A 26,342-nucleotide genomic window follows, 5' to 3' on the forward strand; every position below is an offset into this window, starting at 1 on the left:
AAAGTTTAGTCTTTTGAGTTGGTTAAAATTATTTTGAATCGTAGGCCCATTTCACATAAACGGCGCCCCAAGTGAATCCTCCACCGAAGGAAGCAAATATCAAATTATCTCCTTTTTTAAGTTGTTTTTCATAATCGGCCAAACACAACGGCAAGGTAGCAGAAGTGGTATTGCCATATTTGTGGATGTTTATCATTACTTTTTCATCAGGCAATTTCATTCGTGAAGCTGCTGCGTCGATAATCCGTTTGTTGGCTTGATGTGGTACGAGCCAATTTACATCATCACCAGTAAGATTGTTTCGATTCATGACTTTTTCACAAACATCTGCCATATTTGAAACGGCGAATTTAAAAACTGTTTTCCCTTCCTGAAAAACGAAATGTTGTTTGTTTGCTATAGTTTCATTTGAAGCAGGAAGTAAAGATCCACCTGCGTCAATTTTCAGGAAAGGTCTTCCCGCTCCGTCGGTACGAAGGTATTCATCCCTTACCCCAAAACCTTCGGTATTAGGCTCAAACAAAACTGCTCCACCTCCATCACCAAAAATAATACAAGTCGTTCTATCGGTATAATCAATAATTGACGACATTTTATCTGCGCCAATAAGAAGTACTTTTTTATATTTCCCGGATTCAATATAACGCGCTGCAGTTGACATTCCAAAGAGAAAACTGGAACAGGCTGCAACCAAATCATATGAAAAAGCGTTTACTGCTCCAATTTGTGTAGCCACATAAACTCCAGTTGCTGCTACGGGCATATCTGGCGTTGCGGTTGCCATTATAACCAGATCAATTTCAGCAGGATCTGTATTACTTTTTTGGAGAAGGTCTTTTGCTGCTTGAATAGCAAGATAGGAAGTGCCTTTGTCTTTATCTTTTAGTATTCTCCTTTCCTTAATTCCAGTTCTGCTGGTGATCCATTCGTCATTGGTATCGACCATTGTTTCCAAAATTTCGTTGGAGAGAATGTAATCTGGAACGTAACTCCCTACAGCGGTAATAGCTGCCGTGATATTATTCATAAAGCTGAATTAAAATTCACAAAAAAGACCAAAAATCTTTTAAAAAGAGTGAAAATTACTAAATTTTACTTGAAATTCGGTAATAATTAAGTTGTTTTTGACTTTTTGCAAAGTGAAAAAACAAAAAAACCCTCACGTTGCTGTGAGAGTTTTTCAGTAAAATGTATAGAATTATGCTTCTACTTGCTCAGTTGCATCAATCACAACTTGACCACGGTAGTACATTTTTCCTTCATGCCAGTGTGCTCTGTGGAAAAGATGCGACTCTCCAGTTGTAGGGTCTATTGCAAGTGTAGGGGCAGTAGCCTTGTAATGCGTTCTTCTCTTATCTCTTCTAGTTTTCGAGATTTTTCTCTTAGGATGTGCCATTGCTATTTATTATTTATCCGTTAATAGTTTTTTTAATGAATCCCATCGGGGATCGGTATTGTCGTCTTCGGGCGTTTCTTTTTCGTCTATCGCTTTTGGACTTAATTCTTCAAGTTTATCGAGTATATCACTTTTTAATGTGCCGTCTTCTATTCCAGGATGAATTCGTCGTGAAGGCATAGCCAACACAATAGATTCATATATGTATTGCTGGATGTTCACTTCGTAACTTCCGTGGGGCAGAATGAGTAAATCTTCATTTTCATCATTATATTCCTCACCAAATTTTACTACAAAACGATATGTTCCCGAAATCTCTTGATCAAAGGGTTCGTTTGTCGTGTCGCAAGCAACGTTTACAGTTCCATTAAATGTTAATGTGAACTCTAGCAACGTGCTCATTTTTTCCAGCAGTACGTCGAGATTAATGGCAGCGTCATTAAATTCATCATACTCAAAATACTCAAAGAACGCTTTTTTTAATTCAAAGTTAAACTGGTGTTTGCCTAATTTCAGCCCTACGAAAGGGATGGTAAACTCTTTCAAATCCTTCATTTTCACACCTATTTAAGACCTTAACCTTACGGATAAGGCGGGTGCAAAGATAAAAAATTATTTGAATAGCAATTAGTTTTTCTATTTCTTTTTTAAGAAGGCTCTTTTGCGGCTTGCTTGAAGTGGTTTTTTGGATATTTCATTGTATTCTCGACGCGTCTCAAAAATTGAAACGGCGCTAAAAACTGCTTCGCGGAAGGATTCAAAATTTGCTGTATTTTTTCCAGCCAAATCGAAAGCCGTACCGTGATCTGGTGAAGTGCGAATGCGATTAAGCCCAGCGGTAAAGTTTACGCCCTTCCCAAAAGCGAGTGTTTTAAAAGGTATCAATCCCTGGTCATGATAGGAAGCGATTATGGCATCAAAGTTCTTGTAATTGCCGGAGCCAAAAAAGCTATCTGCGGCATAAGGTCCGAAAACCATTTTTCCGTTATTGCGAATATTGTCCAAAGCAGGACGTAAAACGGTATCATCTTCATCGCCTATCACACCGTTATCGCCCGTATGGGGATTTATACCCAAAACTGCGATTTTCGGTTTTTCAATTCCGAAGTCTTCTATTAATGTGTGATAAATGGTATTTATTTTCTTATCGATTCGCTCTCGGGTAATGTTTTTTACCACGTCTTTTACAGCTACGTGATCCGTTAAAAGCCCAATGCGCAAATTTTCAGAAATCAAAAGCATCAAGCTTTCGCCTTCAAGTTCCTGCGCCAAATAGTCGGTATGACCTGGAAAATTAAAACTTTCAGATTGAATGTTGCTTTTGTTGATAGGCGCTGTAACCAAAACGTCTATCTTTTTATTCTTTAAAGCTTCAACAGCAGCTTTCAAAGATTTAATGGCATATTCGCCACCCGTTGGATTTTCTTCACCAAAAGTGACATCAACGTGTTCCTTCCAAACATTCAGTACGTTTATTTTCTTCGGAACAAGATCTTCAATTTTATCAATTCCATGGAAATTGATATCTGTTTCAAATTGTTTTTTGAAGAAAGACATCAACTTCACCGATGCAAAAATAACGGGTGTACAAAATTCCAGCATGCGCAAATCCTCAAACGTTTTCATGATTATTTCGCTTCCAATCCCATTGATATCGCCTATTGAAATGCCGACCACTATTTTGTCCTCTCTGCTCATTATGTTTGGCTTTTTTAATTGTTACTTTTGCATTACAAATGTAACTAAATACTACAATGTTTACAGGAATTATTGAAACCGTTGGCGAAATAGCCCAACTTACTCAAGAGGGCGAAAATCTTCATATAGAAATAAAGAGCCCTTTGGCGCAAGAACTGAAAATAGACCAAAGCGTGTCGCACAACGGCGTGTGTTTAACAGTTGTGAAATTAAAAGAAACCGCTTATGTGGTTACTGCCATCAAAGAAACTTTAAACAAAACCAACTTGAAATCTTTTGAAAAAGGGACATTGGTAAATCTGGAAAGAGCAATGAAAATGGGAGACCGACTGGACGGCCACATTGTACAGGGTCATGTGGACGGAACAGCCATTTGTAAAAAGGTTGAAGATGCAGACGGCAGCTGGATTTTCACTTTTGAATATAAAAATTCAGAATTCAATACTGTTGAAAAAGGCTCCATTACAGTAAATGGTGTTAGCCTAACAGTGGTAAATTCGAAAAAAGGAGAATTTAGTGTCGCGATTATCCCTTACACTTTTGAGAATACAAATTTTAAAACAATTAAAAAAGGAAGCGAAGTAAACTTGGAATTTGATATTATTGGAAAGTACGTGAAAAATCTTATGACGCCTTATTTATAGTTTGGCTTCTTCTGTAAATTACATAAATGCCAAAAAGAACACCAAATGCAATTAATATCCAGACATTTTCATCTATAGGCAATTGAGGTCCACGATTTTGAGAAGGTGCTGGTGGCCCCTGACTACCAGAAGTAGTTTGGATAGCAAGCATAATAACATTATAAATAAGTGATGTCATGGTTGTTCATTAACGATTTGGGATCGTATTTATGCGCCTAAAGTAATAATTTTTTTTTATCCTCAAATAAAAAAATGAGTTATCGAATGGTTAATAACTCATTTTCATCGTGAAAATTGTCTTTTAAACGGGTTTTACTTTAGTACATTATTGGCCATTTAAAAAAAAGTGGTCCCACATGGGCTCGAACCATGGACCCCCTGATTATGAGTCAGGTGCTCTAACCAGCTGAGCTATGGGACCTTATACATATATAATTTCAATTAACAACTTCCCATCTACTCCATTTTACTGCATTTACGGGAAAATAACAGTCTGCAAATGTAAAACACTTTGCAAATACAGCAAAACTATTTTTGGTTATTCTCAATTTCTTGACACAACTCTACTAAAACCCCATGTGAAGATTTAGGGTGAAGAAAGGCCACCAGCTTATTATCCGCTCCCTTTTTTGGCACTTCATTCAACAATATAAATCCTTCTTTTTGAAGACGGTTCATCTCAGCTATAATATCGTTCACCGCAAAAGCAATATGGTGTATTCCTTCACCTCTTTTTTCGATAAACTTCGCGATAGGACTGTCTGGACTAGACGCTTCCAATAACTCAATCTTACTTTCACCACAGCGAAAAAACGAAGTTTCAACGCTCTCACTTTCCACTTTCTCGCTCTTGTAAGGTGGGCTTCCCAGCAATGCTTCATAAATTTTGTTGGCTTCAGAAATGTTCTTTACTGCAATGCCTATGTGCTCGATCTTCTCCATAAATTCTTCTTAAATGGTTCAAAAATACAAACTTAATTCCATTGAATTTCAACAACCTTGTGGCTTCGTTAACATTCCGTACGGTTTTATGTTCTATTTTTGCACTATGGTAGAAACTAACAGACAAAAGAAAATAGCCGGCGTTTTGCAGAACGACCTCGCAAATGTGCTTCAAAGTATGCTGCGAGAAGCGGGGCAAATGGGCATTATTATTTCGGTAAGCAAGGTGGGCGTAACCACAGATCTTTCCATTGCGAAGGTTTATGTAAGCGTGTTTCCCGCAGATAAAGCGGAGGCAATAGTTGAGGAGCTTAATAAATTAAAGCCAAACATAAAACATCAAATTGCGCAATTAACAAAACATCAATTGCGTAAAATGCCCGATCTTTCTTTTTATAACGACGATTCTTTGGAATACATTGAAAAGATTGACAAAGCTGTAAAAGGTGAGGAAAATCCACTAAAAAACCCAGATTTACTTCCGAAAAGAAAAAGATCATAACTTGAATTTTTCGCTCTACATAGCCAAGCGGTATTTATTTTCAAAAAGCAGTAACAATGCCATCAACATTATTACTGGTATTGCGGCAGTTGGTGTGGTAGTAGGCGCGATGTCTTTGTTTATAGTACTTTCAGGGTTTTCTGGTTTGAAAGATTTCAGTCTTCAGTTTACAGATGAATTTGACAGCGACCTAAAAATCCTTCCCGAAAGCGGAAAAACAATTGCTTTTTCAGAAGCACAAAGGACGCAACTGAAAAACATTGAAGGGATTCAAAATTTTTCAGAAATAATTGAGGAACGTGTTTTTCTTCACTACAAAGGAAAAAACCATATCGCCTACATAAAAGGAGTGGATTCGCTCTACGGAAAAGTGACCCAACTGGACAGTATTATGTATTTTGGAGAATGGTTCACCCCTGATGAGCATCAAGTGGTCGTTGGCCTTTCTACCATTGCAAAACTTTCTATGGGCGTGAATGATTACGGTGCTCCATTGGAAATTTACGTTCCAAAACCGGGAACGGGACAGCTAAATGCGCTTGACCCATCCGATGCTTTCCGCAAAGAAAGTGTAGTGGTTTCTGGGGTCTATCAAGTAAATGAAGATTTGGATACAAAGTATGTTTTTTCCGATTTGGACTTTGCCCGAAACCTACTTTCGTTGGATAGCACAAAAATTTCTTCCATTGAAATGAAATTGTTGCCAACCGCTTCCGAAGAAAATGTGCGCAGCGAAATAGAAAATATTTTTCCGTCGGGAATTCTTATTAAGAATCGAATCCAACAAAACGATGCGCTCTATAAAATGTTGAATACCGAAAATATTGCTGTTTATTTAATCTTCACCTTGGTTTTGATTATTGCACTTTTCAATGTGATCGGCTCTATAATTATGATGGTTTTAGACAAGCGAAAAAACATAAAAACACTCTATAATATGGGTGCTTCGCTACCTGAAATACGTCGTATCTTTTTCTTGCAAGGAACACTAATGACCGTGCTTGGAGGCCTATTAGGAATTTTCTTAGGAGTCCTTGCTGTACTGGCCCAACTGAAATTTGAGTTTGTGGCCATAACAAGTACCCTGCCCTATCCCGTAAAACTGAAATTTATAAACATTGTGGTTGTTTTTGTTACAATAAGTGTTTTGGGAATTATCGCTTCACGGATTGCTTCGAGCAGAGTTAGGGAGAAGCTGTTGGTTTAATCTGAAAAGCACGCTGCCTTTAATTTGTATGGTGCGTATTCAAATAATCAGGTATTCTGGATCTGCTCCCAAACTTATCAAGGCGTCACAAATCTCTTCCGTAAATTTTTGAGGACCGCAGACATAAAAACGAGAGTTAAAATCCCCAATGGTCTCTATAAGGAATTTACGATCAATTCTGCGCTCTCGAAAACCAATCACTCCTTCCTGGGTGAATACATTTCTATAGGCTGGCCCCAACATCTTTGTCAATTCATCGTGCAAAATGATGTCTTCCTTGGTTTTATTTGAATACAAAAGCGCCAGATTTCGCAGATTTCCACTCTCGAAAAGCGCCCTAAAGATTGCAATAAAGGGGGTAATACCTGTGCCGCCAGCAATGAAGATGCCTGGGCCTTTATATTGGATTGTTCCATATACATCGTGAAGTAATAGCTCGGCGCCTGTATTGAGCTTGCCCAGTTGCGCCGTCACGCCTTCGTGATCCTCGTATATTTTGATTATAAATTCAAGATGATCCCAATGTTGTAATGAAGTAAAGGTGAACGGCCGAATCTGATCCTCCCAGCCTTTTTGATCGATAGATATCTGTGCCGATTGTCCAGGAGTGTATTCAAAGCCTTTAGGCTTTTCTAGCACAAAGCGCTTTACGTTATGGGTAATAAAATGGGTGTTGAGTATCTTGAGCCTCTGCATTATGATAGTTTGAGCTTCAAAGATAAAAAGGATTTATAGATAAAAGACACTTAAAATTCATAATCCATTTAAGCAAATTCATAATCTGCAAATACCTGTAAAACCTCATCAAAAGCCTCAAAAACAGAAGCAGAATCATCGCTGGTTACCATTTTCATTCGGTATTCCTTAAAGTTTGGAATGCCCTTAAAATAGTTGGTATAATGACGACGGGTTTCAAAAACACCCAGGGTTTCACCTTTCCAATCTATCGCCATTTGCAGGTGGCGTTTGGCGGCATCAACGCGTTCCAACATTGATGGGGGCGGCAAGTGTTCTCCTGTTTTAAAAAAGTGCTTTACTTCCTTAAAAAACCACGGATAGCCAATACTTGCACGGCCTATCATTGCGCCATCCAAACCGTATTTATCGCGCATTTCCATCGCTTTTTCAGGAGTATCCACATCGCCATTTCCAAAGATGGGAATGTGCATTCGCGGGTTGTTTTTTACTTCAGCTATAGGTTTCCAGTCAGCGTCGCCTTTATACATTTGCGCACGCGTACGACCGTGAATGGATAGGGCTTGGCAACCCACATCCTGCAAACGTTCCGCAACTTCCAAAATTTTTATAGAATCGTGATCCCAGCCCAATCGGGTCTTTACGGTAATCGGAAGTTTGGTGTGCTTTACCATTGCTTCGGTAAGGCTTACCATTAAATCTATATCTTTCAATATTCCTGCCCCAGCACCTTTTGAAACCACTTTTTTTACGGGACAGCCAAAGTTGATGTCAATAATATCTGGCCCACTAGCTTCAACAATTTCAACACTGCGCAGCATAGATTCCAAAACAGCACCAAAAATCTGGATACCCACCGGACGTTCTTTTTCGTAAATATCCAATTTCATCACACTTTTGGCGGCATCGCGAATAAGCCCTTCTGAAGAGATAAATTCAGTGAAAACTACATCAGCACCCTGCTCTTTGCAAAGTGCGCGGAACGGCGGGTCGCTAACGTCTTCCATCGGCGCGAGCAGCAGTGGAAAGTCTGGTAGTTGTATGTTTCCTATTTTTGGCAATTTTTTCGTTTTGGAACTGCAAAAGTAGTAAATATCAAGAGAATGTGTTTTGAAAAGATTTTAGCAGAAGTAAACGAAGTTAATTACCCTCCAACCTATCGCCTTCGTCAGTTTTTATTTGTTTGCTGTTGTCGTGAAGACGGGCATTTCCGAAGTTATATTTGAAACCCACACGTAACAACCTGTATTCCAAATTTGCATAATAATGATTGTCCTGATTGTAATAACGCGTTGTTGAGGCCATATCCTTCAATGTATCAAAAATATCATCCACGCCTAAAGTCAAGCTTGCTCGTTTATTCCAGAGTTCTTTTCTGAAAGAAATATTTACAAAACTCTGATTTTTGAAATATCGGTTTCCAAAGACAAAATTTGAAATATATTTTCCAGTTAGATCCGCCGTAAAAGTACGGTCTTTAGATAGTGTAAAATGGTTGGTAAGAAATAGATATTGTCCAAAAGTGTCATTAGTGTATTTTTCCTCAACACTTTGTAACGCATAAAATTCATTGGCCAAATAAAAAGTAGAAGTGTTAAAATGCAACCACCACCATGAGTTGAGTGAATTAAAGTAAGTAACATCAAAAGCATATTGATAACTTTTGATCAAATTAGCATCAATTCTTTCTAGCGTGCTATTGTTATTATTTTGAAATGTGAGCGCGTCCAAACTGTTTTCAAAATTTTCATAATATAGTTCAAAAAACAATTTGCCTTTGTGATCAATGGTCAAGGTAATTTTGTCTTGAATTGCTGGGTCCAAATTTGGGTTACCCGTATTAAAGTCGCGTTCAGTAATGAAATATTTGAATGGATTCAAACTTTGATAACGAGGACGCTCAATACTTCTGCTATAACTTAGCCCAATGCCATTGTTCTCATTTAGAATATGGTGAAAAGATGCCGAAGGGAAAAGATCAAAATACTGTTGGCTATTCACTTGTCCTAAACTGCGAGAGTCGCCTTCCACATCAGTATATTCCCCGCGAAGACCTGCCGTAATGCTCCATTTTTCCCAAGATCTTTCAAAGTTTATGTATTCTGCGTAAATGTTTTCTTTGTATTTGAAATTATCAGACAATGCATTATTGAAGATATTTGTATTATTTTCAATATTGAAAAAATCCTGCATGCTTTCCGTGTTTACGTTGCTGTACTTGAGGCCAGCTTCAAAAGTACCGCCCCAAAGTGCAGTTGAAACATCAGCTTGGCCAGTAAAAATATTGCTCTTCTGTTCTGAATTTGTGTAAAAACTATTATTTCTTAAAAAATCACCATTTACTAAAAAATAACTAGAGCTGACATTTTGATCTTGCACATTATCATAATAAATATAATTCGTTGAAGCAGAAAAGGTAGCTCCTTTTTCATTCAGTTTTCTGTTGTAATCCAACGCAAAAGTGAGGTTGTTTTTTTCATAGTTTACGTAACTTAATGTGGTTATAGTTGAATCCACTTGAATTTGTGGATTATAAATCAAAGAATTTCCGTTATTACTATAGCCAACGTTCGGTGTAACGGATATATTCGAAGTAATACTGAGTGAATTTTTTTCGTTCAGCGTAAAATCTAATGCAATATTTCCGTTGTGGTTTTCATACTCCGTAGTTCGGTCAAACTTTGTTTCCCATATAGATTTTGTAGAAACCTCATCTGGTAGAAAAAACCTGATATAGCTATCATCTTCCTTATATTCCTTTCTTTTTCCGAAGGTATAACTGGCGTAAACATTCAACCAATTGTTTTTGTAAAAATGGGAAGTACCAAATTTGTATTTTGGGTAAATACCTTGTTCATAAGTTGCATCTACTGAACCTTTGTACCCTATAGAAATAGCTTTGGAGGTAACAATATTCAGCACAGTGCCCGCATCGGCATCATATTTTGCAGAAGGGTTTGTAATAACCTCAATGGATTTTATGTAAGCGGCATCCATATTTTCCAATAGCGAAGCCACTTCTGAAGAAGATAGATAGACCCTTTTGTCATTGATATAAATTATAGGTGAAGAAAACTTCACTTGAATATCCTCTCCAATTACAACAACACCGGGAGTTTTTTTAAGAAGATCTATTGTGCTCCCTACAGAAAAAGAAGTGTTTTCAACATTGAAAATCAATTTCCCCGGGCTCTTTTTGACAGTTGGTAGTTTTGCAGTAACAACCGTTTCATCTAGCATTTCAGGGTTTTCTTTTAGAATGATGCTACCCAAATTTTTATTTGAAGAAAGGTCGACAGTTTCAAAATAATTCTCAAAACCTATATAACTGAAATTAAGTCTGTAGCTTCCGGCCTCCAAACCTTTCACAATAAAAAATCCGTCTTCGTCTGTAGTGGTCCCTTTGGAAGGGGTTTCTGATTCGGTTTCATAGACCAGCACATTTACAAAAGACAATGGAGAATTTACTGCATTAGTTACCTTCCCAGAAACTGAATAGTCCTGCGCCATCAAAACACCGCCTTGAAGGCAGCACAAAAACATAAAAAGTTTTGTCATGACATAAGTAGATATCTGGGGCGACACCCGTTACTATGATTTTTCTGGGGAGAAAACTTGTTTACTTAGTTGAAATACAGCTATGCACTACAAATATGTTAAAAATATATTAAACAAAAACATTCATGAAGCATAAATTTTAAGTGTTTTAATCAAAATATATATAATCACTCTTTTAATCTATATTTGCAGCCTATAGCACGAGAAGGAATTTTTTATGAAGAACATTCGCAATTTTTGTATAATCGCCCATATTGACCACGGAAAAAGCACCTTGGCAGATCGACTTTTGGAAGCCACTGGTACCGTGACCGATCGCGAAAAACAGGACCAATTGCTTGACAATATGGACTTGGAACGCGAACGCGGTATTACCATTAAGAGCCATGCCATTCAGATGGAATATGTTTATAAAGGCGAAAATTATATTCTGAACTTAATTGATACTCCCGGCCACGTGGATTTCTCTTATGAAGTTTCCCGATCCATCGCTGCTTGTGAAGGAGCTTTATTAATAGTGGATGCTGCACAAAGCATTCAGGCACAGACCATCTCCAACCTGTATTTAGCTTTGGAAAATGATTTGGAAATAATTCCAGTACTCAACAAAGTAGATCTTCCTTCTGCAAATGTTGAGGAAGTGACCGATGATATTGTAGACCTTTTAGGTTGCAAAGCCGAAGAAGTAATTCCCGCAAGTGCAAAAACTGGACTTGGTATTGACGAAATATTGAGCGCTATTATTGAACGCATTCCGCCACCAAAAGGCAATCCTGACGAGTCATTACAAGCTTTGATTTTTGATTCTGTTTACAATCCTTTCCGTGGTGTTGAAACCTATTTTAGGGTCTTAAATGGCGAAATACGCAAAGGACAGCACATTAAATTTATGGCTACCGGAAAAAGTTATTTCGCAGACGAAGTGGGAACTTTGAGATTGAAACAGTTTCCAAGAGATGTAATTAAAACTGGCGATGTAGGTTACTTAATCACCGGTATAAAAGAAGCAAAAGAAGTAAAGGTTGGCGATACCATTACAGATTCCAAAAGTCCAACTGTCAATATGATTGCAGGTTTTGAAGATGTGAAGCCTATGGTTTTTGCAGGAATCTACCCCGTTGATACTGAAGATTACGAAGAGTTGCGAAACTCTATGGAAAAACTGCAGCTGAATGATGCTTCCCTAGTTTTCGTACCAGAAAGCTCCATGGCCCTTGGGTTCGGTTTCCGTTGTGGGTTTTTGGGAATGCTTCACTTAGAAATTATTCAGGAAAGACTGGAAAGAGAGTTTGATATGACGGTAATCACAACCGTCCCAAACGTTTCTTATCACGCCTTTTCCAATAAAGATCCCGAAACACCAATTTTGGTGAATAATCCATCCGATTTGCCGGATCCTTCAAAACTCAACCGTGTTGAAGAACCCTATATAAAAGCTACGATTATAACAAAATCTGACTTCGTTGGCTCCGTAATGTCACTTTGTATTGAAAAAAGAGGTGAAATTACCAATCAAACATACTTGACAACCGAAAGGGTAGAACTTACTTTTGATATGCCTTTGGCAGAAATTGTTTTCGACTTTTATGACAGATTGAAAACTGTTTCAAAAGGATACGCATCGTTTGATTATTCACCAATTGGGTTGAGAATGTCACATCTTGTAAAAGTGGATGTTCTTTTGAATGGAAATATTGTAGATGCACTTTCGGCCTTACTTCACAGAGATAATGCATATGATATTGGGAAGAAAATCTGCGAAAAACTTCGCCAGCTTATTCCGCGGCAGCAATTTGATATTCCAATCCAAGCGGCCATCGGTGCAAAAATCATTGCACGTGAAACTGTGAAAGCACTTCGGAAAGATGTTACTGCAAAATGTTACGGGGGTGATATTTCGCGTAAGCGTAAACTTTTGGAAAAACAGAAAAAAGGTAAAAAGCGTATGCGCCAAGTAGGTAATGTTGAAATTCCGCAGGAAGCTTTTATGGCGGTACTTAAGCTAAACGATTAAGTTTATGCCTTAATTTCCGCAGCTCGCCCCTGCTTGTTCCAATCCAGAAATATATGTATCATAAGGCGTGCCAGTGTCCTGCCCGTTAACCGATGCATTCCCATCATTCTCTTTGCAGACCTGAAAATCAGATGTTTCGGGTGAAGAGCAGGTGGTGCAACTGATACCCTCATCTTTTTTACAGGAAAAAATTGATAGGCTGCAAGCTATTGCAATAATTAAAGAAGTCTTTTTCATCAAAAACGGTTTTTATCAAAACGATAATATTGCACAATTATTTTTTTTCTTTTGCTTCATTTTCTGAGCGCGTTGCATTTACAACATCTTCAAAATCCATCGGTTTTCCAAGATAGACCAAGCTACTATCTTGCTCAACTTCCAGTTCCGTAGGCGCAGTGATAAGGTCCAAAAATCCGTTAGTGCGTCTTAGGAAAAGTGGAATGGCGTTTTCATTTTCACCAATAATGTTGAGAACTCGCAAAAATTGGTTGTGGTTTTCTACAGGAATCTCCTGTATAGACGGGAAGTCTTGTGCCACTTCCGTAAAACGTGTATAATCGTGTGTGTATGAAAATAATTCCTTAGCAGAAAGGTGTTGGCGTTGTCGCATTTCTTCAGACGTCATTAATCTAAATGTTCCGTTTTCCCCAAAATATTTTCCAAAACGGTTAATTGCCTGCTTGTTTATTTCGTCACTGCCAGTCATTGCCAATAAATAACCTACATCATTCAATTCAATGTTATCCGTAAGGTCATCTGCATAAATATTCGCGGTAAAGGCTTCTAAGCCTAGTTCTTTTGCCCTATTTATATTTAATTGGTTGGAATCTATTAGAACCACATGACGATTATTTTTATGTAAATAAGTAGCAATCAATCTAGACACTTTTGATGCTCCCACCATAAGTATTCCATCAGATTTCTTTAAAAATACACCCAGCCAACCGGCCATAACCCTTGCTGTTGTAGCATTTATAATTACGGTTATCAAAACTACTGCAAAAACTAACGGAGTTATGTATTCTGCCCCAACAACACCTTTTGAGACCAATTGTGTTCCAAAAAGTGAAGAAATACCTGCGGCAACAATCCCCCGTGGTCCGACCCAACTAATGAAAAGTTTTTCATTCGTTTTAAGCGAAGAGCCAATGGTACTCGCAAACACCGTTAAAGGCCGTAATACAAAAATAACTATGGCCAATAGAATTGCGGTTTTCAAGTTATAGACTAACAAAAGATCTTCCACACTTATGTTTGCTGCAAGTAGAATAAAAAGTATGGAAACCAGTAAAACGCTAAGCGATTCCTTAAAATAAAGAAGCTCCTTTAGGCTTGGCAAATCGCTGTTACCAAGAAACATTCCCATAACCACCACGGCCAAAAGTCCAGATTCGTGTGCAAATAGATCACTAATTACAAAAACCGCCATTACAAGTGACAGCGAAACCACATTGGACAAATAATGCGGTACAAGTTTCTTTTTTATGGAAAAATAAAGGGCATATCCTGCCGAAATTCCAAAGGCCATACCTATTAAAACAATTTTTCCAAAATCTAACATTGCCTGTTTTGTATAGCCTGAATCGCCCTCAACGCTTATAAACTCATAAACAAGCACCGCCACCAATGCGCCAATGGGATCAATTAAGATGCCTTCCCACCGAAGGACAGCTGCAACGTCTTTTTTTAGTGGAATATTTCTTAAAATCGGAGTAATTACCGTGGGTCCAGTTACAATTATTAGTGCCGAAAACAGGAAAGATATACGCCAGCTGAGGCCAAAAACGTAATGCGCTGCGACACCAGCGCCAACAAAAGTGATAGCTGCGCCAATGCTTATAAGCTTGCCAATAACAGGTCCAACTTTTGAAATTTCATCTCTTTTAAGGGTCAAACCACCTTCAAAAAGAATAATTCCAACGGCAAGAGAAACAAAATAGAAAAGATTTTCTCCTGGAAACAGTCCTTTTTCACCATTCCAGATAGGTTGGAGCCATTGAGCCCCATCGGCAGACATAAATGTGGAAAGCGGGCCTACCAAAAGACCAATCAAAATCAAAGGTAAAATTGCGGGAATTTTGAATTTCCAAGCAACCCATTGGGCTAAAATTCCTAAAATTATTATTCCTGCAAGTTCTACCATTCAATTGGGTTTTCGGTAAATTAAAGATTTTTCGCTTCCACGAAATACTAATGAATTGTTAAAAATAGTATAATTAATTTATACTTCGGTGTACGGAATGTAACGCTTTTACTAATTTGCGGCTCATTTCTCCTGATTATGAAATTATTCCCTATTGAAGCTGGCAATTTTAAACTAGATGGCGGCGCTATGTTTGGCGTTGTTCCCAAAACCCTTTGGTCCAAAACCAATCCTGCAGACGAAAGCAATATGATAGACATCGCAGCCAGATGTCTTCTTATTGAAAACGGCAACCGACTTACGTTGATTGATACTGGAATGGGAAACAAACAAAGCGAAAAATTTTTCGGTTACTATTACCGTTGGGGTGATTACAACCTCGATAATTCTTTGAAAAAACACGGTTTCCACCGCGATGATATTACCGATGTTTTTATGACACACCTCCATTTTGACCATTGCGGCGGCAGCGTTCAATGGAACAAAGACCGAACTGGCTATGAGCCAGCTTTTAAAAATGCAACCTACTGGAGCAATAAAGACCACTGGCAATGGGCTACCCAGCCAAACCGTAGAGAACAAGCTTCCTTTTTGAAAGAAAACATATTACCGATGCAGGAAAGTGGGCAACTTAAATTTGTTACGCAACCCAATTCAGATTTTGCAGAAGCCAACGAACTTGATTTCGGCATTCTTTTTGTGGACGGGCACACAGACAAACAAATGGTCCCGCATATAAATTACAAAGGGAAGACCTTGGTTTTTGTGGCAGATTTACTGCCAACAGCAGGGCATTTGCCACTTCCCTTTGTGATGGGTTACGATACTCGGCCTTTGTTAACACTTCCCGAAAAGGAAAAATTTCTTATCAATGCCGCTGAAAACAATTTTCATCTTTTTCTTGAACACGATGCACACAACCCGATAATAACGGTCCAAAATACTGATAAAGGCATTCGGCTTAATGAAACCTTATCTCTCAATGAATTTTTTAATTAATACTTTATTTCAATAATGAAATGCCCTCCGCCATGTCGGATTTAAAACAAAGAAGATGAGTAATTGGGCATTCCATCTTCCAAAAAAACAAATATAATACACAGATGAAACTTTTTAAGATCACCCTTTTTGCAGTTGCCATGTCAACTGTTTTGGCAAGTTGTGGCAGTGGAGCAGCAATTGTAGCCACTCCAATTCAAAATATCGACACCAATCCTTTAAAAATCACAACGCTCGATGATGCACAGCTAAAGCATTGGCCGGCCATGGACTTGGTAAAAGATACCGTTCCGGGAATGAGCGTGGATAGAGCCTACAGCGAAATCATTAAAAAACGCAAAGGCGAAACGGTTATCGTTGGTGTTATTGATAGTGGGGTAGATATTGATCATGAAGATCTTAAAAACGTGATTTGGACCAATCCTGGCGAGATTGCCGGAAACGGAATTGACGATGACAATAACGGTTTTATTGATGATATCCACGGTTGGAATTTCCTTGGTGATATTGTTGGTGAAAACATGGAATATGTTCGTATCATAAGAAAATTGAAGCCTAAATATGAAGGGAAAAATGAATCTTCCATAAGTGCTGCAGATAGAAAAGAATTTGCGCTATACCAAAAAGCACAGGCGGAATATGAAAAGGAATCTTCAGAAATTACAGCAAACAAAGTGCGTTATGAGCAGATTCTTGCACAATTAAAGCCAACTCATGAAGCTATAGCTAAAAAACTTGGAAAAGCAGATTATACGAAAGAAGATCTTGCTGCAATAAAAAATCCAACATTACAAGAGAAACAGCAAATAGCAATGCTTAACCAAATGCTCAATTATGCAGATTCTGTCCCGGAAGTCATTGATGGATTGGAAGGAGACACGAAATACTTCAATGGAAGACTAGACAACAATTTCAATATGACGAAAGACTTTCGTGGTATTTTAGGTGATAATCCAGAAGACATTACAGACAACCATTATGGCGACAATAATGTTGCGGGACCAGACCCAACACGTGAAAATGTAAAACACGGAACACACGTTTCGGGTATTATTGCCGCACAACGCAACAATGGAATTGGAATGGATGGCGTGGCAAACAACGTCAAGATTTTGGTAGTTCGTGCTGTGCCAGACGGTGATGAGTACGATAAGGACATTGCATTGGCAATCCGTTATGCCGTGGACAACGGTGCAAAAGTTTTGAACACTAGCTTCAGAAAATACTATTCACCACACGCAGACTGGGTTTATGACGCAATTAAATACGCTGCTTCAAAAGATGTTTTGATTGTAAATGCTTCCGGAAATGATGGTTTAGATTTGGACACCGTAAACATCTATCCAAACGATCAAATTGACAATGGTTCTGAAATGGCAGATTCATTTTTAACCGTTGGCGCTCTTAACTACAAATATGGCGGTGAGTTGGTTGCCAATTTCTCAAATTATGGAAAAACAAACGTAGACGTTTTTGCTCCTGGAGTGAAAATCTGGTCAACAACGCCTTTAAACACTTATGAATTTTTACAGGGAACTTCTATGGCAGCTCCTGAAGTTGCTGGTGTAGCCGCAATGATTCGTTCCTACTATCCAAACTTAACTGCAAAACAAGTAAAGCATATTTTAATGGATAGCGGCCTTACAACCAACACAAAAGTTATTTTGGGAGGGGAAGCTTCAAATACAGATTCTTTTGCGAATATTTCAAAATCTGGGAAAATGGTAAATATGTATAACGCCCTGATTATGGCCGATAAAATGTCAAAATAATGAAGTATATATTAAACGGACTCTTTTTAACAGCAGTATTCTTTTCGGCTTTTGCTCAAAACAACAACAGCTACTGGCAACAGGAAGTAGATTATAAAATGAACGTTCAAATGGACGTGAAAACTTTTCAATATAAAGGAACGCAGGAGTTAAAATACACAAACAATTCGCCTGATACTTTGAACAAGGTTTTTTATCATCTTTACTTCAATGCTTTTCAACCAGGAAGTGAAATGGACGTACGTTCAAGGACTATTTCCGATCCGGATAGCCGCGTAATGGATAGGATTTCAAAACTGTCCCCTTCGGAAATTGGATATATTAAACCAACGCTTTTCACGCAAGATGGCGTTGATGCAAAATATGTTATAAAAGGTACCGTGATGGAAGTAATGCTGAATAAGCCTATATTCCCAGGAGAAAACACAGTTTTAAATATGAATTGGGATGCACAAGTTCCTCTACAAATCCGTCGATCCGGTAGAAACAATGCAGACGGAGTAGCATTAACAATGACACAATGGTACCCAAAACTTGCTGAATACGACTTTGAGGGTTGGCACGCCGACCCTTATATTGCACGAGAGTTTTACGGTGTTTGGGGCAATTATGATGTTACTATTACCATTGATGAAAGTTATACTATTGGAGGAACAGGCTATCTACAAAATCCAGCGGCTGTTGGCCACGGTTACACCGTTCCTGGACAAAAACCGATGCACCCCGTAAAGGGTAAATATACTTGGCACTTTTTGGCGCCTGATGTTCATGATTTTGCTTGGGCCGCTGATGCCAATTATGTGCACGATACCTACCCTGGACCTAATGGTGTTACGCTTCATTTCTTCTATAAAGATGACCCTGAGATTGCAGAAAACTGGAAAAACCTACAGCCCAAAACTGCTGAACTGATGGAGTTTTTCAATGAGCAGGTAGGGGAATATCCTTATGAACAATATTCAGTAATTCAAGGTGGCGACGGCGGAATGGAATATGCAATGTGCACCATGATTACTGGCGATCGCAATTTTGGAAGTTTAGTTGGTGTAACAGCCCACGAACTTGCTCACTCGTGGTTTCAATTTGTTTTGGCCACCAATGAAAGCAAACACGAATGGATGGACGAAGGTTTTACCTCATACATTTCAGATGAAGCGATGAATTCTGTTATGCAAGAAAAAAAGCCAAATCCACATTCTGGTTCCTACAGAAGTTATTTCTTTATGGCGACAAGTGGAGTGGAGCAACCGCTTACTACTCACGCTGATAGGTATGCAAGTAATCGTGCCTATGGTGTTAATGCTTATAGCAAGGGGTCGGTGTTTTTAACACAATTGGGCTACGTTATTGGGCCAGAGAACCTATCAAAAACATTGAAGCGTTATTATACTGATTTTAAATTCAAGCATCCAACGCCGAACGATTTTATACGCACTGCGGAAAAAGTTTCTGGTTTTGAATTGGATTGGTATCTGACGGATTGGGCACAGACCACAAACACAATTGATTACGCAATAAAAGCTGTTGATAATGAAGGAGAAAACACAAAGGTAACTTTGGAAAGAATTGGTTTAATGCCAATGCCAATAGACCTATATGTAACTTATGAAGACGACTCGCAGGAGTTATTTTATATTCCATTGCGAATGACTTGGGGCGAAAAATCCAATCCATTTACGGATCTAAAACGTACTGTTTTGGAAGATTGGGCATGGGCATTTCCAACCTATACTTTTGAAATAAAGAACGGAAAAAAAGTAAAAAATATGATGATTGATGCCACCCGAAGAATGGCAGACATTAATCAGGAAAACAATATTTACGAAAAATAATAATCTTTACTTTCCTTTTTTCAAAGAGACCCCGCAAGTGCTAAATACTGCGGGGTCTTTTTATATATTTACATTGTGAACCAAAAATTTCCAAAAAGCCAAAAACTAAAAAGTGCCAAAACAATCGAAAATTTGTTTTTGGAAGGAAAGACCCATTCAAAATTTCCTATAAAACTATTTTTTCTTCAAAAAGAAGACATGGAAACCAGCCTTGCAGCTTTTGCGGTTCCAAAGCGAAATTTTAAATCTGCAGTTGACAGAAACCGAGTGAAACGGCAACTTCGTGAAGCGTATCGGCTTAATAAACACATCCTTGAAGAAATTCACGGCAAGAAATTTGTGATGCTCTTTCTTTTTTTAGGAAAAGTTAAACCGCAGTACGCCGAAGTTGAAAAAGCAATGGTAAAACTGCTTAAAAAACTACACGATGAAATGAGCCAAAATAGAGGTTGATTTTTTAAAGAAATCTTTCTAAGGCGAATTCCATCTTCATATAAAAAATAAATATTACTCCAGATGAAAATAGTTAGCGCTTTACTTTTAGTGTTCGTTTTGGGGTGTTCCAATGGAAGTTCCAACAAAAATTATGAAGCAGGTTCTTCAATGGCAGATATTCAAATGACGGAAGAGGCTCCAATAACGCAGCAACTCATGCCATCACCGCCACCAATGGAAGAACAAAAAATCATCAAAACCGCGCGTTTGGCTTTTGAAACAAAAGATGTAGAAGCAACGCACAAAAAAATACTTCAGCTTGCTTCGCAATACAAAGGCTTGGTGCAAAGCGACAATAGCGGAAAAGACTATAACCGTATTTATAAAAATTTAACCATTCGAATTCCCACGGAAAGCTTTCAGCCTTTTATTGACGGAATTTCCGAAGGGGTTGATTATTTTGACCAACGCGACATTTCACGACAGGATGTTTCCGAAGAATTTGTAGATTTGGAAGCACGCCTTAAAGCCAAGCGCACCCTTGAAGAGCGTTATCTTGAGTTGCTAAAAAAAGCAAACAACGTAAAAGAAATGCTTGAAATAGAACGTGAACTTTCCAATATTCGCGAGGAAATTGAGGCAAAACAGGGCCGATTACAATATCTTCAAAGTCAGGTTTCAATGAGCACCGTAAACATTGAATTTTATAAAACCACTGCCGAAACTGGTATCACACAATCTTACGGACAAAAAATGAAGAATGCACTGCAGAGCGGCTGGAACGGGATTTCGGTGTTTTTCTTGGGCATTTTATACCTTTGGCCATTATTCCTCGTTGCAATAATTATAGTTTTTGTTCTTCGTATATTTCTGAAGAAGAGAAAGAAAACGCATTAAAATTTCAAAAAATGAAAAAAAGAATAGTAGTTCCCATTATCGCCATCGGTATATTTTTTACTACGGTAAGTTTCAAAAGTGATTTTTTCGAAATTGCGAAACAGATTGAAATTTTCACTACCCTTTTCAAGGAATTGAACATGAATTACGTGGACGAGGTAACTCCAGCTACACTTATGGACAAAGCCATAAAAGGGATGTTGGAAGATTTGGACCCCTATACCGTCTATTGGAACGAACAGCAAGTAGAGGACGCCAAAATCAACAATTCAGGCATTTATACGGGCATTGGTGCAAGCGCACAAAGCAAAAAGGATAAAATCATTATTGTTGAGCCGTACAAAGATTATCCAGCTGACAAAGCAGGTTTAAAAGCTGGAGATGAAATTATAAAAATTGGAGATGTCACTATTGCCAATTTGGAAGACGACGCGGGTGAATTATTAAAAGGCGCCCCAGGTTCCAAAGTGGAAGTAACCTATAACCGCCAAGGAAAAACTGCCACAACTACCATCACGCGTGACGCGGTTGACATTAAAGCAGTTCCTTTTTATAAATTGATAAATAATGACATTGGCTATATTGTGCTTTCGCAATTCAATAGAAAAACAACGATTGAAACCAAGGCTGCCTTAGTTGATTTGAAATCGCAAGGAGCTAAAAAAATCATTTTAGATTTACGCGGAAACCCAGGCGGATTGCTCAATGAAGCCATAAATGTTGTAAATCTTTTTGTAGACAAAGGGGAAGTAATTACGACTACAAAATCGGTAATTGAGAAGTATAATCAAGTCTATAAAACCAAATACGATCCCGTGGATAAAGAAATTCCGTTAGTGGTTTTAGTTAACGGAAGAAGTGCTTCTGCCAGTGAAATTGTTTCTGGTGGCTTGCAGGATTTGGATCGCGCCGTGATTGTTGGTGCACGCAGTTTTGGAAAAGGATTGGTTCAGCGACCAAAAAAATTGACTTACGGAACCCAATTGAAAGTAACCATTTCTCGCTACTACACCCCCAGCGGGCGTTGTATACAAGCTTTGGATTACTGGCACCGTGATGAAAACGGAGATCCTGTAAGGAAAGATGCAAAAGAGTATAACGCTTTTAAAACCAAAGGCGGTAGAACGGTTTATGACGGTGGGGGTATTTTGCCCGATGTGCAACTGGAATCTGGTGTTTACAGCCCAATTACAACGGCTTTGCTAAAAGACAATGCCATTTTTGACTACGCTACCAAATATTATTACAGTCACCAAATGACGGATTGGAAAAACTTCAAATTCGGGGAAGCCGATTTTCAGGATTTTCTGAAATTTCTGAAAGCCAACAATTTTGAATACGAAACAGAGACCGAAAAGAAATTTGCTGAAGGTTTGAAAATTTCTGAAGATGATGATATGAGCAAAGACATTTCGGCAAGCTATAACCAACTTATGGCAGCAATTGACGCGGCCAAAGACAAAGCAATCGTTGACAAAAAAATAGAAATAGAATCTTTGGTAACCGATGAAATTTTGAAGCGTTATTTTTATCGTGAAGGATTGTATAATTATCAAATTGAGCACAATCCGGAGATTTTGGAGGCTATTGCTGTTTTGAATGATGCTGGGCGGTATGGTAAGATTTTGAAGTGACCTTATGTCTGGTCGAGCGCAGTCGAGACCTAATTTTTTAAATAAAAAAATTGATTTTTGATACTCTACTTAAAATGTCCGCATTGTAAATTGGAGAATACATTTAAATCTCAAGCAACTTCTCGTATAGAATATGCAATGAGGTACAATACAAAAATTAAAAAGCAGAATTGCGATAATTGTAATAAAAATATAGAAATTCCATTAAATAAAATATATGCCAAGGAATCAAAACTTACATATTTATCCGCAGGTATTATTTTTTTGATTGGTTCTGTTTTAGTTCTAATATTTTGGATAAAAATTCTGAGCAGTTCAAATACCGCGATGGGATTGTATGCTGTAGCATTAATTTTATTAGTGCCTGTTTGGGTTTATGTAATAATAAAAAAGCAGGATAGAATTAGGGTTAGTACTTTCAATCATACTTATGTAAGTGAAGATCTTTAATTATTTATCCTTAATAAAAACTATTAATGCACTCCTTCCTAACCTTCTTCGAAACCATGCCCGTTTGGATGAAAGCGGGGTGGATTTTCTTTGTCCTTTCCATTTTCTGGGTTTTGGAAGGCTATTACAAACTCGTTTTTACCAAATACAACAAATGGCGGCACGCAAAAACCAATTTAATTTTACTGGCTCTTGTAATGTTGATAAACGTAGTTTTCGGGATGGCAACCATTGGAGTTTTTCTGTGGCTAAATGATTCAACCTTTGGTTTGCTTCATCTTTTTAATGCTCCGGTTTGGGTTGAATTGCTGCTTTCAATCATGGTTTTGGATTTGATTGCGCAGTATTTTGTGCATTATCTTCTTCACAAAATAAACTGGATGTGGCGACTGCACACGGTGCACCATTCTGATAAAAATGTGGATGTAACTACGGGTACGCGCCACCATCCCTTCGACTTTATTATTCGGGAAACTTTTGCTTTAATTGCAGTGGTTATTATGGGAATGCCGATCCCTTTCTATCTTTTTTATAGAATTTTAAGTGTGCTATTCACGTACTTCACACACGCTAATATTTCCCTTCCAATACAATTGGACAAAGCGCTCAGCTATGTAATTGTTACGCCGAATATGCACAAATTCCATCACCATTACCAAATGCCTTGGACGGATAGCAACTTTGGAAACATGCTTTCTATTTGGGACCGCTTTTTCGGAACTTTTGTATACGGAAAAACTTCTGATATTAAATACGGATTGGATATAGCCGATCACAAAAACGATGAAAATATTCTGCAACAACTCAGGCTTCCTTTTGATAAATCCATTCCTTATAAAAATTGAATTTAACACTATCGCTATTTAGTTAACATAAAGTTAACCGCCTGTTTATCAATAATATCGTATCTTGTTGATTATGATAAAAACAGATAGAGACGAAAACATGGAGATTCTACAGGAATCTGTGGCCTATTTAGAAAAGAGGGGTTTTGAACACATTCAGGCTGATGTGGAAGGTTATGAAACTCCAAAATCCTATCACAAAAAGGATAGCGATGTGGTAATTACTCCAGACATAGTAGCAGATCGCGCTGGAATAAAACACTATTTTGAAATTAGTCTTAAATCTGCAAAACCAAGACTTTTGAAGTCGAAATGGCAATTTCTTGATACGTTAACGAGAATGCGAAACCAACGCTTCAGAATAATTACGCGCCGCGGACATTACAAATTCACGGATGAAATGCTGAAAGATCTTAATTTGGAAAAAAACCTTATTAAGCTCTAACCATTGCAATGTGTGGGATGCCGTCTTCCAGATAACGGTCGCCAAAGGTTTTAAAACCATGGCTTTCGTAAAAAATTACTAAATATATTTGAGCCGATATTTTTATTTTATCTGCTTTATATTTTGTTTTAATCGCTTTTATGGACGCTTTGGTTATTTCGTGTCCATAACCAAGTTTTCGGTAGTTTTCACGCACCAAAACTCTCCCTATAGAGGCGTCATCGAAATAATCCCCCGCTTTGAAACAGCGGGTGTAAGCCACTAGAATACCATCTTCCCAACCCATTATGTGTAAAGCGCGCTCGTCCTTTCCATCAATATCTTGATAAACACAATCCTGTTCTACCACAAATACTTCGCTTCGCAATTGTAAAACATCATACAATTCTTTCGTGCTCAATTCTTCAAAATTCTTTACTTCAATTTCCATAGCATTTTAAATAAAATCAATCCTGAACAATAATATCCTTTGAATCGTCCTTTTGGTGTTCGGGCTGGATTGTTACGTGGTTTATTCCAAAGTCATGATAAAGTAATTCTTCAACCTTCGTGAGTACAGCATCAAATTGTGAAAGAGTGACGTCTTCATGAAAATCAATATGTGCCTCCAAATGCGTTTCATGTTCGTTGAGCTGCCAAATATGCATGTGGTGCGCGTTTTTTATCTCGGGTATTTTACAAATTGCCTCATTAATTAGTTCCAAATTTAAATCATCTGGCGTAAAAAGCATTAATACCTTATAGGAACTTTTTAATAAGCTATAACCCATAACAATTAAATAAATAGCAATTATAAAAGTTAAAATGCTATCCACCCAAAACCATTCAAAATATTTCATCAATAAACCACCAATCAAAACAGCGACAGACGCAGCCATATCAGTTAGCAAATGCAAATACGCAGAGCGCATATTCATATTGCTTTTTGAATCTTTATAAAGAAGAATTACACTAAACCCATTTACAACGATTCCCAAAAGAGCCAACCAAATAACTAAACCACTTTCTATGTGTTGTTGATTTTCAAAACGAAGAATTGCCTCGTAAATAAGGTAAATAGCAACAATTATTAAAGTAGCCGAATTAACAAAAGCAGCAATTATTTCAGCACGCTTGTAACCAAATGTTTTTTCAACCGATGCGTCCTTTTTTGAATATCTATCAGCAACATAGCTTACGGATAAAGAAAGTACGTCGCTGAAATTGTGCAAGGCGTCAGAAAGCAAAGACAAACTACCAGAAATTAATCCGCCAATTACTTGGGCGACCGTAATAACAATATTCAATAGAATGGAGAGTAAAAGCTTTCTTCCTTTCAAATCAGGGTGTGAATGGTTATGGGAATGCACGTGGCTGTGGGACATTTTAATATTTTATGAACACGCTATTTTTTCTACGCGTTTTTGATGACGGCCTCCTTCAAAATCGGTTTTTAAAAAAGTTTTCACCATTTCAACAGCTTGTGGTTTACTAGTGAAACGTGCCGGAATGCTTAAAATATTAGCATTGTTGTGTTGGCGGGCAAGCTCGGTAATTTCTTTGGTCCAGCAAAGTGCAGAACGTACTTTTTGATGTTTGTTAGCGGTCATGTTCGCTCCATTTCCGCTACCGCATATTATAATGCCAAAATCCACTTTTCCGTTTTCCACATCATTTGCTACAGGATGCACAAAATCTGGATAATCCACACTTGCCTCAGAGTCGGTTCCGTGGTTAATAACTGTGTGTCCTTCTTTTTCAAGAAAAGAAACTATTTCAAACTTATACTCAGTACCTGCGTGATCGTTGCCGATGGAAATTTTCATGACTAAATTTTTTTCAAAGATAAAGCATCGTCTTTTTATTTAAAGATAAATGGATTATTAATTATCTCAACGTTTGTGTTCAACACCTATTGAAAATCAATTGATAACGATTTCTTAACGTGTTATTGATAATTTAGTTAACAACATTGTTGATATTTGTTTACTTAATAAGACAAGTAAAATTGCAGGGGTAATTATTATTTACAATAGGTTCAAAAATTTAAATAGACCAAAAATTTAAACCCTTTTTTACATGTTATTTGTTAGCAAGATTCTTCCTGTTTCAAACAAAATTTCCATAAAAACTTATGAGTTTTCAGTTGTTAAAATAGGTTGTTCACAGTTGTTAACTTCTTATGTTATTTCATTATTTTTAAGCGTTTTAAATCTTAAATATATGTTAATAACGTATTATTAAAAAACAATAA

Annotated in this window: 27 protein-coding genes and 1 tRNA gene; 13 read left to right on the forward strand and 15 right to left on the reverse strand. The window is 37.7% G+C overall.

Annotation, left to right across the window (positions count from 1 at the left end):
• Nucleotides 1–28: 28 nt before the first annotated feature.
• The 4 genes from ESU54_RS00545 to pdxA all read right to left on the reverse strand — a co-directional run bounded on the left by ESU54_RS00545 (nt 29) and on the right by pdxA (nt 3,094).
• A complete protein-coding gene (locus tag ESU54_RS00545) occupies nt 29–1,027 on the reverse strand; it encodes a beta-ketoacyl-ACP synthase III (protein WP_111843058.1) in 999 nt (332 codons plus the stop codon).
• Between the two features lie 171 nt (nt 1,028–1,198).
• Nucleotides 1,199–1,396, reverse strand: a complete 198-nt coding sequence (gene rpmF / locus ESU54_RS00550) for a 50S ribosomal protein L32 (protein ID WP_111843057.1) — start codon at nt 1,394–1,396, stop codon at nt 1,199–1,201.
• A 9-nt stretch (nt 1,397–1,405) separates the two neighbouring features.
• Nucleotides 1,406–1,951, reverse strand: coding sequence for a YceD family protein (locus tag ESU54_RS00555; protein WP_111843056.1), 546 nt, complete (start codon nt 1,949–1,951; stop codon nt 1,406–1,408).
• An 81-nt stretch (nt 1,952–2,032) separates the two neighbouring features.
• Nucleotides 2,033–3,094, reverse strand: a complete 1,062-nt coding sequence (gene pdxA, locus ESU54_RS00560) for a 4-hydroxythreonine-4-phosphate dehydrogenase PdxA (RefSeq protein WP_111843055.1) — start codon at nt 3,092–3,094, stop codon at nt 2,033–2,035.
• 56 nt (nt 3,095–3,150) lie between these two features.
• On the opposite strand from pdxA, the gene ESU54_RS00565 reads away from it, so the two are divergent.
• Nucleotides 3,151–3,738 carry a riboflavin synthase gene (locus ESU54_RS00565; protein ID WP_111843054.1) on the forward strand — a complete coding sequence of 196 codons (588 nt, stop codon included), beginning with the start codon at nt 3,151–3,153 and terminating at the stop codon, nt 3,736–3,738.
• On the opposite strand, the gene ESU54_RS00570 is transcribed toward ESU54_RS00565, so the two are convergent.
• From ESU54_RS00570 to mce, 3 genes are all read right to left on the reverse strand, one after another.
• Nucleotides 3,719–3,916: a hypothetical protein gene (locus ESU54_RS00570; RefSeq protein ID WP_146743950.1), complete on the reverse strand. Its 198-nt coding sequence runs from the start codon at nt 3,914–3,916 to the stop codon at nt 3,719–3,721. The two genes, ESU54_RS00565 and ESU54_RS00570, sit on opposite strands and share 20 nt — an antisense overlap.
• Nucleotides 3,917–4,085: 169 nt before the next feature.
• A tRNA-Ile gene (locus ESU54_RS00575) sits at nt 4,086–4,159 on the reverse strand.
• A 107-nt stretch (nt 4,160–4,266) separates the two neighbouring features.
• Nucleotides 4,267–4,680: a methylmalonyl-CoA epimerase gene (gene mce / locus ESU54_RS00580; protein WP_111843053.1), complete on the reverse strand. Its 414-nt coding sequence runs from the start codon at nt 4,678–4,680 to the stop codon at nt 4,267–4,269.
• Nucleotides 4,681–4,786: 106 nt separating this feature from the next.
• Here mce and rbfA point away from each other — a divergent pair, with 106 nt between their 5' ends.
• Together rbfA and ESU54_RS00590 are read left to right on the forward strand one after the other, a co-directional pair.
• On the forward strand, nt 4,787–5,182 hold the full coding sequence (gene rbfA / locus ESU54_RS00585) for a 30S ribosome-binding factor RbfA (RefSeq protein WP_170253245.1): 396 nt from the start codon (nt 4,787–4,789) through the stop codon (nt 5,180–5,182).
• A 1-nt stretch (nt 5,183) separates the two neighbouring features.
• Nucleotides 5,184–6,389, forward strand: a complete 1,206-nt coding sequence (locus tag ESU54_RS00590) for an FtsX-like permease family protein (protein WP_111843052.1) — start codon at nt 5,184–5,186, stop codon at nt 6,387–6,389.
• 39 nt (nt 6,390–6,428) lie between these two features.
• Here ESU54_RS00590 and ESU54_RS00595 read toward each other — a convergent pair whose 3' ends face one another.
• From ESU54_RS00595 to ESU54_RS00605, 3 genes are all read right to left on the reverse strand, one after another.
• Nucleotides 6,429–7,085 carry an FAD-binding oxidoreductase gene (locus ESU54_RS00595; protein WP_111843051.1) on the reverse strand — a complete coding sequence of 219 codons (657 nt, stop codon included), beginning with the start codon at nt 7,083–7,085 and terminating at the stop codon, nt 6,429–6,431.
• Between the two features lie 68 nt (nt 7,086–7,153).
• A complete protein-coding gene (gene dusB, locus ESU54_RS00600) occupies nt 7,154–8,146 on the reverse strand; it encodes a tRNA dihydrouridine synthase DusB (protein WP_111843050.1) in 993 nt (330 codons plus the stop codon).
• A gap of 79 nt (nt 8,147–8,225) precedes the next feature.
• Nucleotides 8,226–10,643, reverse strand: a complete 2,418-nt coding sequence (locus tag ESU54_RS00605; RefSeq protein ID WP_111843049.1) for a TonB-dependent receptor domain-containing protein — start codon at nt 10,641–10,643, stop codon at nt 8,226–8,228.
• A gap of 217 nt (nt 10,644–10,860) precedes the next feature.
• Between ESU54_RS00605 and lepA the strand changes: the two genes are divergently transcribed.
• Entirely contained in the window at nt 10,861–12,657 is a 1,797-nt protein-coding gene (gene lepA / locus ESU54_RS00610) for a translation elongation factor 4 (protein ID WP_111843048.1), read from the forward strand.
• 9 nt (nt 12,658–12,666) lie between these two features.
• On the opposite strand, the gene ESU54_RS00615 is transcribed toward lepA, so the two are convergent.
• Together ESU54_RS00615 and ESU54_RS00620 are read right to left on the reverse strand one after the other, a co-directional pair.
• Nucleotides 12,667–12,894, reverse strand: coding sequence for a hypothetical protein (locus ESU54_RS00615; RefSeq protein WP_111843047.1), 228 nt, complete (start codon nt 12,892–12,894; stop codon nt 12,667–12,669).
• 37 nt (nt 12,895–12,931) lie between these two features.
• The gene (locus tag ESU54_RS00620) at nt 12,932–14,800 is read right to left on the reverse strand and encodes a cation:proton antiporter (RefSeq protein ID WP_111843046.1); all 1,869 of its coding nucleotides are present in this window, start codon (nt 14,798–14,800) and stop codon (nt 12,932–12,934) included.
• Between the two features lie 138 nt (nt 14,801–14,938).
• On the opposite strand from ESU54_RS00620, the gene ESU54_RS00625 reads away from it, so the two are divergent.
• From ESU54_RS00625 to ESU54_RS00665, 9 genes are all read left to right on the forward strand, one after another.
• Complete coding sequence (locus ESU54_RS00625; protein ID WP_111843045.1) at nt 14,939–15,799, forward strand: MBL fold metallo-hydrolase; 861 nt, start codon at nt 14,939–14,941, stop codon at nt 15,797–15,799.
• A 104-nt stretch (nt 15,800–15,903) separates the two neighbouring features.
• Nucleotides 15,904–17,571 carry a S8 family peptidase gene (locus tag ESU54_RS00630; RefSeq protein WP_111843044.1) on the forward strand — a complete coding sequence of 556 codons (1,668 nt, stop codon included), beginning with the start codon at nt 15,904–15,906 and terminating at the stop codon, nt 17,569–17,571.
• Complete coding sequence (locus tag ESU54_RS00635) at nt 17,571–19,403, forward strand: M1 family metallopeptidase (protein WP_111843043.1); 1,833 nt, start codon at nt 17,571–17,573, stop codon at nt 19,401–19,403. Before ESU54_RS00630 ends, ESU54_RS00635 begins: the two co-directional genes overlap by 1 nt.
• Nucleotides 19,404–19,478: 75 nt before the next feature.
• Nucleotides 19,479–19,856, forward strand: coding sequence for a ribonuclease P protein component (gene rnpA / locus ESU54_RS00640; protein WP_235004499.1), 378 nt, complete (start codon nt 19,479–19,481; stop codon nt 19,854–19,856).
• Nucleotides 19,857–19,919: 63 nt separating this feature from the next.
• Nucleotides 19,920–20,735, forward strand: a complete 816-nt coding sequence (locus ESU54_RS00645) for a DUF4349 domain-containing protein (protein WP_111843041.1) — start codon at nt 19,920–19,922, stop codon at nt 20,733–20,735.
• An 11-nt stretch (nt 20,736–20,746) separates the two neighbouring features.
• On the forward strand, nt 20,747–22,369 hold the full coding sequence (locus ESU54_RS00650; RefSeq protein WP_111843260.1) for a S41 family peptidase: 1,623 nt from the start codon (nt 20,747–20,749) through the stop codon (nt 22,367–22,369).
• A gap of 90 nt (nt 22,370–22,459) precedes the next feature.
• Entirely contained in the window at nt 22,460–22,819 is a 360-nt protein-coding gene (locus tag ESU54_RS00655; RefSeq protein ID WP_111843040.1) for a hypothetical protein, read from the forward strand.
• 26 nt (nt 22,820–22,845) lie between these two features.
• On the forward strand, nt 22,846–23,664 hold the full coding sequence (locus ESU54_RS00660; RefSeq protein ID WP_111843039.1) for a sterol desaturase family protein: 819 nt from the start codon (nt 22,846–22,848) through the stop codon (nt 23,662–23,664).
• 73 nt (nt 23,665–23,737) lie between these two features.
• The gene (locus ESU54_RS00665; protein ID WP_111843038.1) at nt 23,738–24,109 is read left to right on the forward strand and encodes a hypothetical protein; all 372 of its coding nucleotides are present in this window, start codon (nt 23,738–23,740) and stop codon (nt 24,107–24,109) included.
• Here the strand turns inward: ESU54_RS00665 and ESU54_RS00670 are convergent.
• The 3 genes from ESU54_RS00670 to rpiB are packed head-to-tail and all read right to left on the reverse strand — an operon-like array spanning nt 24,099 to nt 25,914.
• A complete protein-coding gene (locus ESU54_RS00670) occupies nt 24,099–24,539 on the reverse strand; it encodes a GNAT family N-acetyltransferase (RefSeq protein WP_111843037.1) in 441 nt (146 codons plus the stop codon). The two genes, ESU54_RS00665 and ESU54_RS00670, sit on opposite strands and share 11 nt — an antisense overlap.
• A 16-nt stretch (nt 24,540–24,555) precedes the next feature.
• A complete protein-coding gene (locus ESU54_RS00675) occupies nt 24,556–25,473 on the reverse strand; it encodes a cation diffusion facilitator family transporter (protein ID WP_111843036.1) in 918 nt (305 codons plus the stop codon).
• Nucleotides 25,474–25,482: 9 nt separating this feature from the next.
• Complete coding sequence (gene rpiB, locus ESU54_RS00680) at nt 25,483–25,914, reverse strand: ribose 5-phosphate isomerase B (RefSeq protein ID WP_111843035.1); 432 nt, start codon at nt 25,912–25,914, stop codon at nt 25,483–25,485.
• Nucleotides 25,915–26,342 lie beyond the last annotated feature (428 nt).

The sequence above is a fragment of the Aequorivita antarctica genome (genome assembly GCF_007997155.1).
GTDB classification, from domain to species: domain Bacteria; phylum Bacteroidota; class Bacteroidia; order Flavobacteriales; family Flavobacteriaceae; genus Aequorivita; species Aequorivita antarctica.